Annotated in this window: 12 protein-coding genes; 5 read left to right on the plus strand and 7 right to left on the minus strand. The window is 63.9% G+C overall.

Translation table 11 applies throughout. The features are described from left to right. Positions 1-28: 28 nt before the first annotated feature. From F6B93_RS01365 to F6B93_RS01380, 4 genes are all read right to left on the minus strand, one after another. Complete coding sequence (locus tag F6B93_RS01365) at positions 29-1,678, minus strand: PE family protein (RefSeq protein ID WP_211697383.1); 1,650 nt, start codon at positions 1,676-1,678, stop codon at positions 29-31. Positions 1,679-1,831: 153 nt separating this feature from the next. Next, positions 1,832-3,610 (minus strand): PE family protein, encoded by a 1,779-nt coding sequence (locus F6B93_RS01370; RefSeq protein WP_211697384.1) that lies wholly within the window; start codon positions 3,608-3,610, stop codon positions 1,832-1,834. A 222-nt stretch (positions 3,611-3,832) separates the two neighbouring features. Beyond that, positions 3,833-4,666: a tyrosine-protein phosphatase gene (locus F6B93_RS01375; RefSeq protein WP_211697385.1), complete on the minus strand. Its 834-nt coding sequence runs from the start codon at positions 4,664-4,666 to the stop codon at positions 3,833-3,835. A gap of 2 nt (positions 4,667-4,668) precedes the next feature. Next, positions 4,669-5,880, minus strand: coding sequence for an acyl-CoA dehydrogenase family protein (locus F6B93_RS01380; protein WP_211699206.1), 1,212 nt, complete (start codon positions 5,878-5,880; stop codon positions 4,669-4,671). 147 nt (positions 5,881-6,027) lie between these two features. Between F6B93_RS01380 and F6B93_RS01385 the strand changes: the two genes are divergently transcribed. From F6B93_RS01385 to F6B93_RS01400, 4 genes are all read left to right on the plus strand, one after another. Further along, positions 6,028-6,489, plus strand: a complete 462-nt coding sequence (locus F6B93_RS01385; RefSeq protein WP_211697386.1) for a nuclear transport factor 2 family protein — start codon at positions 6,028-6,030, stop codon at positions 6,487-6,489. Between the two features lie 109 nt (positions 6,490-6,598). After that, a complete protein-coding gene (locus F6B93_RS01390) occupies positions 6,599-7,687 on the plus strand; it encodes a Re/Si-specific NAD(P)(+) transhydrogenase subunit alpha (RefSeq protein ID WP_211697387.1) in 1,089 nt (362 codons plus the stop codon). A gap of 14 nt (positions 7,688-7,701) precedes the next feature. After that, positions 7,702-8,025, plus strand: coding sequence for an NAD(P) transhydrogenase subunit alpha part 2 (locus F6B93_RS01395; protein WP_211697388.1), 324 nt, complete (start codon positions 7,702-7,704; stop codon positions 8,023-8,025). After that, complete coding sequence (locus F6B93_RS01400) at positions 8,022-9,449, plus strand: NAD(P)(+) transhydrogenase (Re/Si-specific) subunit beta (RefSeq protein WP_211697389.1); 1,428 nt, start codon at positions 8,022-8,024, stop codon at positions 9,447-9,449. The genes F6B93_RS01395 and F6B93_RS01400 overlap by 4 nt, the downstream gene beginning before the upstream one ends. 25 nt (positions 9,450-9,474) lie before the next feature. Here the strand turns inward: F6B93_RS01400 and F6B93_RS01405 are convergent, their stop codons facing one another. After that, entirely contained in the window at positions 9,475-9,603 is a 129-nt protein-coding gene (locus tag F6B93_RS01405) for a hypothetical protein (RefSeq protein WP_211697390.1), read from the minus strand. Positions 9,604-9,815: 212 nt separating this feature from the next. Here F6B93_RS01405 and F6B93_RS01410 point away from each other — a divergent pair, with 212 nt between their 5' ends. Continuing rightward, a complete protein-coding gene (locus tag F6B93_RS01410) occupies positions 9,816-10,439 on the plus strand; it encodes a TetR/AcrR family transcriptional regulator (RefSeq protein WP_211697391.1) in 624 nt (207 codons plus the stop codon). A gap of 6 nt (positions 10,440-10,445) precedes the next feature. On the opposite strand, the gene F6B93_RS01415 is transcribed toward F6B93_RS01410, so the two are convergent. Then, entirely contained in the window at positions 10,446-11,945 is a 1,500-nt protein-coding gene (locus F6B93_RS01415) for a PE family protein (protein WP_211697392.1), read from the minus strand. 185 nt (positions 11,946-12,130) lie between these two features. Then, the gene (locus F6B93_RS01420) at positions 12,131-13,627 is read right to left on the minus strand and encodes a PE family protein (protein WP_211697393.1); all 1,497 of its coding nucleotides are present in this window, start codon (positions 13,625-13,627) and stop codon (positions 12,131-12,133) included. Positions 13,628-13,762 lie beyond the last annotated feature (135 nt).

Genomic DNA, 13,762 nt, shown 5'->3' on the forward strand with positions numbered 1-13,762 from the left:
TCGTGCCGCCGGTAGCGCGACCTGAGCCTTAGGTAAAGAGACTCTCAACGTCGCTGACGGTGTCGGCGGCGGCGGAGAGGAGGACGAGGAATTCCACGCCACCCGCAATTGAGGTCAGACCTGCGGTGGCCGCCAACGGTAACCCGATCGCGTTAATCAGATTGCCCTGGGCGAGCTGGCTTGCGAACAGTTGGGTGTTGTACAGCGGCAGCGAGGTTGCCAGCGCGAGGCCGATGTCCGCGGTCGGCAGCAGAACGGCATAGTTGGTCGAGATGATTGAGGTGAGCGTATTGACCACCTCGGCCGGGGTCGGCGCGGCGGCCAAAGCGCTGGCAAAGTCCGCGGGTTGCGGCGGCTGGAACGTCGGGAGCGTGATCGGCTGGGCCAGCAATGCCTGCACATCGGCGGTGAAGTCCTGGATGCCTTCCTGCGTTCCCGCGACCAGGGCATCGCCGATGACCTGCGGGGGCACGTCGGGCCAGATCCCGAATGGCGTCTGCACGTCGGCCGGGCCGGTCGAATAGCCGAAGTTCGGATCGCCGTAGCCAAGATTGACGATCACTTCCAGGTTCGGCTGAATCAGGTTGGCCAGCGGGTTTCCGATGACGGGTATGGCACGCAACGGTTCCAGAAGCGGCAGGTTCTCTGTGGGAATCATGTAGTAGTCGGTGACCCCGGTGTAGCCGGGCGATGTCGGTAGTTCGATGGCGGCGTCGACCTGTGCCGGTGTGAGGTCCATATACCCCGTATGTACGAACACGATTCCCGCAATCGCATTGAGGTTGGAGATGATGTTGAGCGGGTACTGGGGGAAACTGGCGAACCCGTCATACTCGCGGGTGTAAATGGCCGTTGGATAGATCGTGTCCGACGGCGTCGCGCCATAGAACGTCAGGCCCAAGCTCGGGAGCGTCAGACCGGGGAATCGCGCCAGCATACCGCCGTTGGGATTCATTTCGTTGCCAACGAGTACGAAGTTGAGGTCGGTGGCCGGAGGGGCCGCCGGACCCATGGCCGCGAGCTGTTGCATTTCCAGTGACGCGATGATGGCGCTTTGTGAATAGCCGAAAACGGTGACGGTGTTTCCGGGGATCGCGAGCTGGTCCAGGATCGCGTTGTGCATGATGGTCAAGCCCTCTTCCACCGAAGTGTTGAGGACAGATGATCTAACGCCGGTGATCGGATACAACTCTTCGGGTGTGAAGATCGCTTGTAGGGGGTTGAGCGTACGGAGGTAGAGCTCGTTGGCGGCCGCGAGGTAGGCCGGCGACGGCAGCGGAACTCCGGTGGGTCCGAAGATCAAGTTCGTCAGATTCGCCGGGAAGGGTGGAATCGCCGCCGCCGCCGGGGTTGTCGGGGCTGCGGGCAAACCCAACCCGGATTGCAGGGTGTTGGCGATGGCGGCCTCGGCATTCGCGTAGGCGTTGCCGGCGGCGGCCAACGTCTGGTGGAACTGGCTATGAAACGCCTCCACCTGGCCGAGGACGGCTTGGTATTCCTTGCCGTGCGCCGTGAAGAATTGCGCGATGGCCGCCGACACTTCGTCGGCTGCGGCGGTAGCCACGGCAGTCGTCGAGCTTGCTGCTGTCGCGCTGGCCACACTCACTGCCGAACCGATTTCCTCCACCTGCGCGGCAACCGCTCCCATGATCTGTGGCTCAGCGATCAGATACGACATGTGACGCCTCTCAGCTCGAAACTCCGGTGAACCCCGGGTTCCCGTCAGACTAGATCGGTCACCGACGCCCGACGGGCATTTCCGCGAACGAGAGTTGCCCGATTGCGTTTTCCGCATGCTGGGCAGCGCACGATCCAGCCAGATCCTTGAGGGCTAGACGATCGATCCGACGGCATCCACAACGACCCCGAGTTGGAAGCCGGCCGCGAGCGTCAGCATCGCCGTGCTCGCGGCAAGCGGAGCGCCGAAGGCATAGATGAGCCCACCGGTAGCGTCTCCGTTGAGCACTTGCTTGATCCCGTCCAGGAACAGGTTGAGGTTGTAGGACGGCAGGGTGGTCACGACCTCGTTGACAATGTCCGCTGTTGCCAGCAGTGCAGCAGATGTGCTCGCCACTGCATTCGTGATCGACCGGGTGACGTCAGTGTTGAGCGCTTGCACAGCATCGATAAAGCCGATCGGCGAGAACCCCGGCGCAGGCGCCGAAATAGGCGTGTCGGGCAGCGAACTGCCAGATCCGTCCGTGCCGCCCGATCCCAGCAGCGAGTTTGGAAACCCGGACACTGACGGCGCCACCTCGGTGGTGATGGTGGTGGCGAAATCACCGATTCCCTGCTGGGCTCCGCTGAGCAGATCGATACCGATGGTCGCCGGGATTGGTGGGAGTACCCCGAATGGGGTAGCCACGTCGGCATACCCGGTCGAATAGCCATAGTTGGGGTCGCCGTAGCCCAGGTTGACGAGGTAGGTCAAGTTCGGTTGGACCAGGTCCGCCACGGCATTGCCGATCACCGGAATCGCCCGCACCGGGTCTAGAAGCGGCAGACCCGGGTGCGTGATCATGAAGTAGTCGGTGCCGCCGCTGTAGCCGGGGGATGTCGGCAATTGAACAAGGTTGTAACCCGGGGGGAGATTCGACGGATCCAGGTCCGGATAGATGCCATGCACGAACTGGATCCCTGCAAAGGCGTTGAGCACCGATAGAACATTGATCGGGTATTGCGGGAAGGAGGCGTAGCCGTCGTATTGCAGTGTGTAGACGTCGGTTGGGTAGCCCGTGTCGGCGGGCGTCGCGCCATAGAAATCGAGTCCGATACCCGGCAGGGACAAGCCTGCGAAGCGCGACATTAGCCCACCGTTGGGATTCATCAGATTGCCCAGCAGGGTAAAGCTGAGATTAGCCGTGTTCGGGCTGCCCATCGCTGCGAGGTTTTGCATCTGCAGCGAGGCGATGATGGCGCTCTGTGAGTAGCCCACCACGTGCACGTCGTTGCCGGCGGCGAGTTGCTCCGCGATTGCGCTATTCAGGATCGTGACGCCACGGGCAACGGACTCGGTCAGGGTCAGGTCCTTGATGCCGGTGAGCGGATACAACCCTTCGGGGGTGAACAAAGCTCGTGCGTGGGCGGCAATGAAATCGGGGAAATTCGGTGTGACGTATTTCGTGACGAGGTCGTTGACGTAGGTCAACGGAGGTATGGGCAAGCCGCTGCCGCCCATCACCAGAGTGACGTCGGTCGCTGCCGCCGCCGGTGCGGTGAGGGTGCCGCCGCTGAGAGCCCGGTTGAACCCGCTGACGACGTTCAGTGGGGACAGCAACGCTGGGGCACTTGCGGTGAGGACGCTGACGGCGCGGGATGCGGCGGCGGCATTGGCGGCCTCGGCGTCGGCGTAGGCGCGCCCCGCGGCGGCCAATGTCCGGGCAAACTGGTCGTGAAAGCCCGCCATTTGTCTGGTGATCGCCTGGTATTCCTGGCCGTGTGCGCTAAACAGCGTCGCGGCGGCCGCTGATACTTCATCGGCTGCCGCCGCTGCCACAGCGGTTGTCGGCCCCGCCGCGGCCCCATTGGCCTGATTCAGGATCGAACCGATCCCAGCCACCTCCTCGGCGGCTACCACCATGCTCTCGATACCGGCCACGAGGTTTGTCATTGGCACATCTCCCTCACCAAGCAGGGCAGTTATTTGGGATGTGGCGACTATTGGGCTATTCGGTCGAACCGAACGACGAGGTGATCCGCCGGCACCAAGGCCGCCAACCGTCAGCCTAGAAGCATCCGGCCACCTAGTCCCGCGATTGGGCAGTCGAGCTACCCGCGGCCCGGGGGGCGTTAGCGAATGGGTCGGAGGAAGTCGTTCCTGAACGTGGTCGGGTCAGCCGAGGAGCACGCTGCGCAACTGGTCCACTGCAGCCTCGTTGATGCCGGAGTCGCGCAAGTAGCCGTCCAGAGATCCGTAGGTGTCATCGATCGTCTGCCGCGCGGCGGCCAGGTACTCTTCGCGAACGCCGAGGACTCCGTCGGACAGGCGCGCCTGGGTGAATGTGACCACCTCCGGGGTCAGTTCGGTATCCGCGCGTTGTTGGATCATCTCGGTGATCCTGTCTCGCAGCTGCGGTACGGAGTCATTGCTGCGCAGAAAATCCGCCCGGATAGCCGCGCGATCGACACCTATTGCTTCCAGCACGATGGCTACCACGAATCCCGTGCGATCCTTGCCGGCGAAACAGTGGGTGAGCACTGGCCGGCCGGTGGCAAGCAGGGTGATGACGTGGTGCAGGGCGCGTTGGGCTCCGCTACGTGTTGGAAACTGCCGGTATTCGTCGAGCATGTAGCCGACGGCGGCATCGTTGATCGACTCGCTACTTTGGCCCGATTCGTCGGCCGTCTCGGTGATCAACCGCCGAAATGCGTGTTCGTGCGGCGCTTCGCTGTCACTGGGCTCGTCGTCGGCGAGATCCGCGAACGGCAGCAGATGGACGTCGATGCTGTCCGGAACACGGCCAGGGCCACGCCGGGCGAGCTCCCGGGACGACCGGAGGTCAGCCACATCGGTGATGCCCAATCGGCTCAGGGCTTGTCGGCCGTCGTCGTCGAGGCGGCTCAACTCGCTCGACCGGAACAGCCGGCCGGGCCGCACCACGGTCGCGATGTCGGCGACGTCGCGGAAGTTCCACGCGCCGGGAAGATCCCGCAGAGTGGCAGCCATGGCTACGTCACCGCCGCAGCGAACGCGGTTTTTTCGCGTCCTAGCTCGGCTCGGGCGATGGATCGCAAGTGCACCTCGTCGGGTCCATCGAAGATGCGCATGGCTCGATGCCAGCTATACAGGCGCGCCAGTGGCGTGTCGTCGCTGACGCCGGCTGCACCGTGCACCTGGATGGCACGGTCGATCACATCGCAAGCCACCTGCGGGGCCACCGCCTTGATCATCGCGACCAAATGCCGGGCCTCCTTATTGCCGTGCTGGTCGATCGTCCAGGCGGCCTTCTCGCACAGCAGCCTGGATTGGTCGATTTCGTTGCGGGACTTGGCTATTGCGTGTTGCACAACGCCCTGCTCGGCGAGCGGGCGGCCAAACGCCACCCGGTTGCGGGCCCGGTCGACCATGAGCGCCAGTGCGCGCTCCGCCCCGCCGAGTGCTCGCATACAGTGGTGGATCCGGCCGGGGCCCAGCCGGGCCTGGGCGATTGCGAAGCCGCTGCCCTCTTCGCCGAGCAAATTGGTGGCCGGGACTCGGACGTTGTCGTAGACCACCTCACAGTGGCCATGCTGGTCCTGCCAACCGAACACCGGAGTCGAGCGCACGATCGTCACACCCGGGGTGTCCATCGGCACCAGGATCATCGACTGCTGCTGATGAGCGGCCGCGGTGGGATTGGTGCGGCCCATCACGATGAGGATCTTGCAGCGCGGATCCGCCGCGCCGGATGTCCACCACTTCCTGCCGCTGATGATGTAGTCGGCGCCGTCGCGGGAGATGGTGGTTTCGATGTTGCGGGCATCGCTGCTGGCGACCGCCGGTTCGGTCATCGAGAACGCGCTGCGGATCTCGCCGCGCAGCAGCGGACTCAGCCACTGCCCGCGCTGCTCGTCGGTGCCGAACATGTGCAGGATCTCCATGTTGCCGGTGTCCGGTGCCGCGCAGTTGAGCGCCTCGGGAGCGATTTCCAGGCTCCACCCGGTCAGCTCGGCCAGCGGCGCGTATTCCAGGTTGGTCAACCCCGATTCCGCCGGCAAGAAGAGGTTCCACAGGCCCCGTTCTTGCGCCTTGGTCTTAAGCTCCTCGATGATCGGGGGCGCGGTGTGGTCGTCGGGACCGGCCCCGCGGCGGTAGTCATCGTAGGTGGCCTCGGCCGGAAAAACGTGCTCGGTCATGAAGTCGGACAACCGCTGGTGGTAGTCAATCGCCTTGGCCGACATCGCGAAGTCCATGTCCGCCACGATAGGCCACCTAGGGTGTGGTGCCGGCAGATGTATCGGACGCGACACTTAAATCACGCACACGACGCGCCGCGACTCCGGACCGTGGCTTAAGTCTCGCGGTCGCCATCGCGCACGATGGACGTCATGACCGAGAGCCGTCCCCCTTTTCCTCCGTTCACCCTCGAATCGGCAACCCAGAAAGTTCAGGCCGCTGAAGATGCCTGGAACACCCGTGACCCCGAACGTGTCAGCTTGGCCTACACGGTCGACTCACAGTGGCGAAATCGCGACGAGCACATCGTGGGTCGGGAGCAGATCGTGGCGTTCCTGACCCGAAAATGGCAGCGCGAACTCGACTATTCGCTGCGCAAGAGTTTGTGGACCTTCCACGACAATCGTATTGCGGTGCGCTTCCAGTACGAGTGCCATGACCGGACGGGTCAGTGGTACCGCAGCTACGGCAACGAACTGTGGGAATTCACGCCGTCGGGGTTGATGTCGCGCCGTGAAGCCAGCATCAACGACGTGCCGATCGCAGAGACCGAACGACGCTTCTTCGGTGCACGCCCAGCATCGGAGCATGGCAGCGATATCCCGGTCTGGTAGCGGTGGGCGGAGCCAAGGTGGGCTGCCAGGTTAGGGTGGCTGAGCGCGTCGGCAACCAACCGGCCCGGCAAATCCATCGAAGGTAGTAGGGAAAGTAGAAGTACGCGCCATGACAGATCCGCAGACGACAGTCGGGGTGGTCGCCGAATCGGGACCGGACGAGCGGCGCGTTGGGCTGGTACCCAAGGCGGTCGCGTCGCTAGTGAACAGCGGTGTGGCCGTCGTGGTCGAAGCTGGCGCGGGTGAGCGGGCACTGCTTCCCGACGATCTCTACTCGCAAGCCGGCGCCGCGATCGGCGATGCCTGGGCCGCTGACATCGTGGTCAAGGTCGCACCACCTACCCCGAGCGAGATCGGCCGACTGCGCAGCGGCCAGACGCTGATCGGCTTCCTTGCGCCGCGCAACGCCGACAACTCGATCGGCGCGCTCAAGCAAGCCGGTGTCCAGGCGTTCGCACTGGAAGCGATCCCGCGAATCTCACGGGCTCAGGTGATGGATGCGTTGTCGTCGCAGGCCAACGTGTCTGGCTACAAAGCCGTCCTGCTGGCGGGCGCGGAGGCGACCCGGTTCTTCCCGATGCTGACTACCGCGGCGGGCACGGTAAAACCGGCGAGCGTGCTGGTCCTGGGCGTGGGTGTGGCTGGCCTGCAGGCACTGGCGACGGCCAAACGCTTGGGCGCCCGCACCACCGGGTACGACGTGCGCCCCGAGGTTGCCGATCAGGTGCGCTCGGTGGGGGCACAGTGGCTCGAGGTCGGTGTCACGGCTTCGGGTACCGGCGGGTACGCCCGCGAGCTGACCGATGACGAACGCGCGCAGCAGCAGAAGGCTTTGGAGGAGGCGATCGCCGGGTTCGACGTGGTGATTACCACCGCACTGGTTCCAGGCAAGCCCGCGCCACGCCTGGTGACCGCCGCGGCGGTGGAGGCGATGAAGCCCGGCAGCGTGGTGGTCGACCTCGCAGGTGAGACCGGCGGCAACTGTGAATTGACCGAGCCGGGCCAAACGGTGGTCAAACACGATGTCACCATCGCGTCACCGCTGAATCTGCCCGCGACGATGCCCGAGCATGCCAGTGAGCTCTACAGCAAGAACATCACGGCGCTGCTCGACCTATTGATCAAGGACGGCACGCTAGCCCCCGATTTTGACGATGAAGTCATCGCGGAATCGTGTGTGACCCGCCAAGGGGACTGAGAGGACTCCCAAAGATGTACGACGAACTGTTGCAAAACCTGGCGATCCTGGTGCTGTCCGGATTCGTCGGCTTCGCGGTGATCTCCAAGGTGCCCAACACCTTGCACACCCCGCTGATGTCGGGGACCAACGCCATTCACGGCATTGTCGTTCTCGGGGCGCTGGTGGTGTTCGGGAGGGTTGAGCACCCGTCGCTCGCGGTGCACATCATTTTGTTCGTCGCGGTGGTGTTCGGCACCCTGAACGTCATCGGCGGCTTCATCGTCACCGACCGAATGCTCGGGATGTTCAAGGGCAAGAAACCCGCCGCCGGCAAGTCGGATGAGGTCGCCCGATGAACCTGCACTACCTCGTCGAGATTCTCTACCTCGTTTCGTTCTCGCTGTTCATCTACGGGTTGATGGGCCTAACCGGACCCAAGACCGCGGTGCGGGGCAACTTGATCGCCGCGGTCGGCATGGCCATCGCCGTGGCGGCGACGCTGGTCATGATCCGGCACACCACTCAATGGCCGCTGATCATCGCCGGTCTGGTCGTGGGTGTGGTGCTGGGCGTACCGCCGGCACGGCTGACCAAGATGACGGCCATGCCGCAGCTGGTGGCGTTCTTCAACGGCGTGGGCGGCGGGACGGTCGCGCTCATCGCGCTGTCGGAGTTCATCGAAACCACTGGCTTTTCCGCGTTCAAGCACGGCGAGTCGCCGACGGTGCACATCGTGGTGGCCTCGTTGTTCGCCGCGATCGTCGGGTCGATCTCGTTTTGGGGGTCGATTATCGCGTTCGGCAAGTTGCAGGAGATCATCTCCGGTCGGCCGATCGGGTTCGGCAAGGCGCAGCAGCCGTTCAACCTGTTGCTGCTGGCCATCGCTGTGGTCGCCGCGGTGGTCATCGGCCTCAACGCGCATCCCGGTACCGGCGGGGCGTCACTGTGGTGGATGATCGGCCTGCTGGTGGCCGCCGCCGTGCTGGGCCTGATGGTGGTGTTGCCCATCGGTGGCGCCGACATGCCGGTGGTCATCTCCCTGCTGAATGCGATGACCGGTCTGTCGGCGGCGGCGGCCGGTTTGGCATTGAACAACACCGCGATGATCGTGGCGGGCATGATCGTCGGCGCATCGGGTTCGATCCTGACGAACCTGATGGCCCAGGCGATGAATCGCTCTATCCCCGCGATCGTCGCCGGCGGGTTCGGCGGGGTCGGTGTGGCTCCCAGTGATGACAGTGGCGACAAGCACGTCAAAGCCACGTCGGCGGCCGATGCCGCGATTCAGATGGCATACGCCAACCAGGTGATCGTGGTGCCGGGTTACGGCCTGGCCGTCGCGCAGGCCCAGCATGCCGTCAAAGACCTGGCCAGCTTGCTGGAAGACCGCGGGGTACCGGTGAAGTACGCGATCCACCCGGTCGCGGGCCGGATGCCCGGGCACATGAATGTGTTGCTGGCCGAGGCCGAGGTCGACTATGACGCGATGAAGGACATGGACGACATCAACGACGAGTTCGCCCGCACCGACGTCACCATCGTCATCGGCGCCAACGACGTCACCAACCCGGCGGCCCGCAACGAGACCTCCAGCCCGATCTATGGCATGCCGATCCTCAACGTGGACAAGTCGAAGTCGGTGGTTGTGCTCAAGCGGTCGATGAATTCCGGTTTCGCCGGCATCGACAACCCACTTTTCTATGCCGAAGGGACCACCTTGCTGTTCGGCGATGCCAAGAAATCGGTGTCCGAGGTCACCGAAGAACTCAAGGCCTTATAGGCCGCCTGATAGGGCGCGAGCCGCCTTAGACGGGCGGGTAGCCCGGAGGTGGCCAGCCGTCGCCGGTGTCGACGCCACGAAGACCCCAGGTCAGGTACCGGAAGAACCATTCGATCTCGTCGCTGGCGTCGTAGTCCGGATTCGGATCCATCATTCACCTCTCGACTCGCGACTTGGCTCGCTTGGAAGCTTAGTCGCATCCGCGTCGGTACGACAGACCCGCGACACGAACGCCACGCAACCCATGCGACCCGCTGCCTGACCCTGTGGCGCGGAGGAGTATCTAGACTGTCCAACTAGTTGATTGATACTGAGTTGATTCGGGTTCATCCTGTGCCCGCCCTGCAGCGACGATAGTGAGAACAGATGCCGTCCGAAAGTGGTCTTTCGCGCCGTGAGGAATTGCTGGCCGTCGCCACCAAGCTATTCGCGGCCCGCGGCTATCACGGCACCCGGATGGACGATGTGGCTGACGTCATCGGGTTGAACAAGGCCACGGTCTACCACTACTACGCCAGTAAGTCGTTGATTCTGTTCGACATCTATCGCCAGGCCGCCGAGGGCACGCTGGCCGCCCTGCACGACGACCCGTCCTGGACGGCCCGTGAGGCCCTCTACCAATACACCGTGCGACTGCTCACCGGGATCGCTGACAATCCCGAGCGGGCCGCCGTGTATTTCCAGGAGCAGCCATACATCACCGAGTGGTTCACGGCAGAACAGGTCGCCGAGGTCCGCGAGAAGGAAGCGCAGGTCTTCGAGCACGTGCACGGCCTGATCGATCGTGGCATTGCCAGTGGCGAGTTCTATCAATGTGACTCGCACGTGGTCGCGCTGGGCTATATCGGGATGACGCTAGGCAGCTACCGTTGGCTGCGGCGCAGCGGACGGCGCACGGCCAGGGAAATCGCGGCCGAGTTCAGCACTGCGTTGCTGCGTGGGCTTATCCGCGACGAGACGATTCGCGAGCAATCTCCGCTGGGACCCTAAAGCCGCTCACGGAAAGACTGGCGGGGGAATCAGCCGAAATACGTCGCCGAGGGCGCCACTGAGCATCGATAGTGCCGTCACTTGCCGCTGGCCGAAGTAGAAGTTCAGGCCCGGGCTTGTCGAGGGCACCCAGGGATAGGTGTTCGGCAACCACTCGGGCCCGAGAAGGCCAGCGTCTACCCCGATGTCGACGATGGCGCCGTACGGTGCCTGTAGCGACCCTTTGAGCAGGTAGTAGCTGACAGCGAACGGGTTGGGTACCGAGAACAGAGCGGCGGGGGTGGGCACATCGGCATAGTTGCCGCCTGGTCCGTAGTCGGCGTAGCCCAAGTCGACCAGAACGCGTAGCTGCGGCTGGATCAGGTTGGCGAGCGGGGGACCCACAACCGGGATGTCGCGAATGGGCTGCAGCAGCGGCAGATCTTGGGTCAGGAGCATGAAGTATTCCGTGTTGCCGGTGTAGCCCGGAGACGTCGGTAGCGGCACAGCGTTGGCTAGCTCGGCGGCCGTAAGACCGGGATACGTGTTGTGCACGTAGAAGTAGCCCATGATGGCGTTGATATCCGACAGGATATGCAGCGGGTATTGGGGCATGTGGGCGACGGGGTCGTACTGGGCGGTGTAAATCGTTGTGGCGTAAGGATTGTCAGCGGGAGTCGCCCCATTGAATGACACATCGAGGAATGGGATATAAAAGCCCGGGAAACGTGCGAGGAGCCCGCCGTCGGGGTTGTTGGGATGACCGGTCAGCACGAACGCCAGGTCGCTGGGATCGGGGGCGCCCGCACCGAGTGCCATCAGCGCGTTGATCTCATAGTGGGCTATCGCCGCGCTCTGCGAGAAACCAAAGACAACCACGTCGTTCGCTGCGGCCAGCTGGGTGGTAATCGCATTGTGCAACAGCGGCACGCCTTGGGCGACGGACTGGTTGTATGTCAGGTTGCCGAGGTCGGGGGTGACCGGCCAGAACTGCTCGGGCGTGAACAGGGCTTGTCCGATGGCCCCTGGGAAGACGGGCTGAATGTAGTTGGTGAGGATCTCCGTGACGTACTCCGCGTCCGGTAGCGGGAGGCTGGTGTGGCCCATGACCAACGCGACGATCGGGTCCTCCAGCGCCGCCGCGCTCGCCGTGGCGGGTGTGTTGATGCCGCCGGACTCGCCGACTGGCGAGCGCCCCAATAGCGATTGGATCGGTGTGTTCACCGCGTTCACTGCGTGTGAGACTGCGGCAGCGTTGGCCGCCTCGGCGTGCGCGTACGCCGCTGCTGCGCCTGCCAATGTTTGGGTAAACGAGCTGTGGAACGCCGCCGTATGCTTGACGATCGCCAGGTACTCCTCGGCGTATCCGTTGAACAGCGCCGCCGCAGCCGCAGACACCTCATCGCCGGCCGCTGCCAGCACATTGGATATCGGGCCTGTCGCAGCCGCATTGGCCGCACGGATCGCCGCAGCGATCCCGTCGACCTCGGTGGCCGCGGTCCCCAAGATCTCGGGGGTAGTGAGCACGTAACCGACAGTAGAACGGTCCCGCCCCTACGTCCGGTAATTGGGCCAGCTTTTCTGGGCTTGTCACGCCAGGCCGAGTTCGGCGAATGGACGCTTCCGACGGCCCGCCGGTCGGCGCGGGCGTCGAATCGCTTGGCGCCCGGCCATTCTCGAAGTGCGGGCCGGCGGCCCCGGCGGTTGCTGCCTTAGTGGGGTGGCGGAATCAGTTCGAGTAATGGTCCGACGGCGCCGGTGAGCAGAGAAATCCCGGTCACACTCGACTGGCCAAAGCTCACGTTCAGACCAGGCGATAGTGAGGGAACGTAGGGGTAAATATCGGGCCGGAAGGACTCGGGCAAGAATCCAAGATCGACCAGCGCACCGGTGGGCCCCTGCACCGCCCCGAGGGTCAGGTAGTACCCGAGCGCGAACGGGTCGACAATCTGGATGATCCCGGCAGGGGTGGGTATGTCGGCGTAGTTGCCGGTTGGTCCGTAGTCGGCGTAGCCCAAGTCCACGAGTACCCGCATGCTGGGCTGGATCATCTCGGCCAACGGTTGTCCGATATACGGGATCTGACGAATCGGCTCCAGCAACGGCAAATTCTGGGTGGTGAGCATGTAGTAGTCGGTATTGCCGGTGTAACCCGGCGATGTCGGCAACAGTTGAGCGCTCGCAAGCACCTCTGGCGAGTGCCACGGGTGCTGCCAGTGGAGGAATTGGAAGCCGAATAAGGCGTTGAGGGTCGCGAAGGGGTTGAGCGGGTATTGCGGGGCATGGGCGGCGCCGTCGTATTGCATGCTGTAAATGGCGGTCGGATAGGGATTGTCCGCCGGGGTCGCACCGTTGAATGGCACGTCCAGCAGCGGGATGTAAAAGCCGGGGAAGCGCGCGAACAAGCCGCCAACGGGATTGTGGGGGCTGCCGAGCATCAGGAACGAGAGGTCGCCGGGATCGGGCGCGCCGGTTCCCATGGCCATGAAATCGAGGATGGCTTCGTGGACGATCGTAGCGCTCGACGAATAGCCCAGCACGTTGACCTTATTCCCAAAGGCCAGTTCGGTATTGATCGCGGCCTGCAGCAGCCTTAGGCCTTCTCGGTTCGACTGGTTGAACGTCATGTCGCCGACTTCGGGATTGTTCGGCCAGAATTCCTGGGGCGTGAAGAGCCCTTGTCCGTTGGCCCCGGGCAATAGCGGCTGGATGTAGTTGTTGTTGATGGCCGTTACATATTCGGGAATGGGTAGGGGATTCCCGGTGCCGCCCATGATCAAGGCCGTCAATTCGCCCGTGGCTGCCTGCGCGAGCATCGCTTGCAGACCGTTGCCGCTACCGGGCGCAATGGTGCCGGTGGACGGGCGTTCCAGCAGGGATTGGAGCGGCGCACTGAGCGCGCCCAGCGCGTTGGAAACGGCTGCCGCGTTCGCGGCCTCAGCTTGCGCGTAAGCGTTCCCCGCCGCGGCCAAGGCCTGATTGAACTCGCGATGGAACGCCGCTGCGTGCCTGATGATCGCTTGACCCTCCAGGCCATGCGTCTGGAACAGGGCGGCGATCGCTGCCGAGACCTCGTCGATGGCGGGCGCCAAAGCTGCTGTTGTGGGGCCGAGGGCGGCCGCGCCGGCCGCATCGATAGTCGAACCAATCCTCGCCACAGCGTTGGCCGCCGTTGCCAGCATGTCGGCGTTCGCGACCACATGCGTCATCGCCTAGATCCTCCTTGCTCACAGCGATCAGCGCGGGTATCGCAGAGCGTAGAGCCTATCCGCCGGGAAGTCTGGCGTTTTCGCCAAGCGCTCCGTTCGTGCCGCGCCTCGCGAGGGTCATCACGCTCGTCGTGC

This window comes from Mycobacterium spongiae, from assembly GCF_018278905.1.
GTDB lineage: Bacteria > Actinomycetota > Actinomycetes > Mycobacteriales > Mycobacteriaceae > Mycobacterium > Mycobacterium spongiae.

Excerpts from the sequence above, each read along its gene's own strand:
- F6B93_RS01405 (WP_211697390.1), bottom strand. The coding sequence starts at position 9,603 with ATGATGGATCCGAATCCGGACTACGACGCCAGCGACGAGATCGAATGG.
- F6B93_RS01410 (WP_211697391.1), top strand. The coding sequence starts at position 9,816 with ATGCCGTCCGAAAGTGGTCTTTCGCGCCGTGAGGAATTGCTGGCCGTC.
- F6B93_RS01380 (WP_211699206.1), bottom strand. The coding sequence starts at position 5,880 with ATGTCGGCCAAGGCGATTGACTACCACCAGCGGTTGTCCGACTTCATG.
- F6B93_RS01370 (WP_211697384.1), bottom strand. The coding sequence starts at position 3,610 with ATGACAAACCTCGTGGCCGGTATCGAGAGCATGGTGGTAGCCGCCGAG.
- F6B93_RS01390 (WP_211697387.1), top strand. The coding sequence starts at position 6,599 with ATGACAGATCCGCAGACGACAGTCGGGGTGGTCGCCGAATCGGGACCG.
- F6B93_RS01400 (WP_211697389.1), top strand. The coding sequence starts at position 8,022 with ATGAACCTGCACTACCTCGTCGAGATTCTCTACCTCGTTTCGTTCTCG.
- F6B93_RS01385 (WP_211697386.1), top strand. The coding sequence starts at position 6,028 with ATGACCGAGAGCCGTCCCCCTTTTCCTCCGTTCACCCTCGAATCGGCA.
- F6B93_RS01375 (WP_211697385.1), bottom strand. The coding sequence starts at position 4,666 with ATGGCTGCCACTCTGCGGGATCTTCCCGGCGCGTGGAACTTCCGCGAC.
- F6B93_RS01365 (WP_211697383.1), bottom strand. The coding sequence starts at position 1,678 with ATGTCGTATCTGATCGCTGAGCCACAGATCATGGGAGCGGTTGCCGCG.
- F6B93_RS01420 (WP_211697393.1), bottom strand. The coding sequence starts at position 13,627 with ATGACGCATGTGGTCGCGAACGCCGACATGCTGGCAACGGCGGCCAAC.
- F6B93_RS01395 (WP_211697388.1), top strand. The coding sequence starts at position 7,702 with ATGTACGACGAACTGTTGCAAAACCTGGCGATCCTGGTGCTGTCCGGA.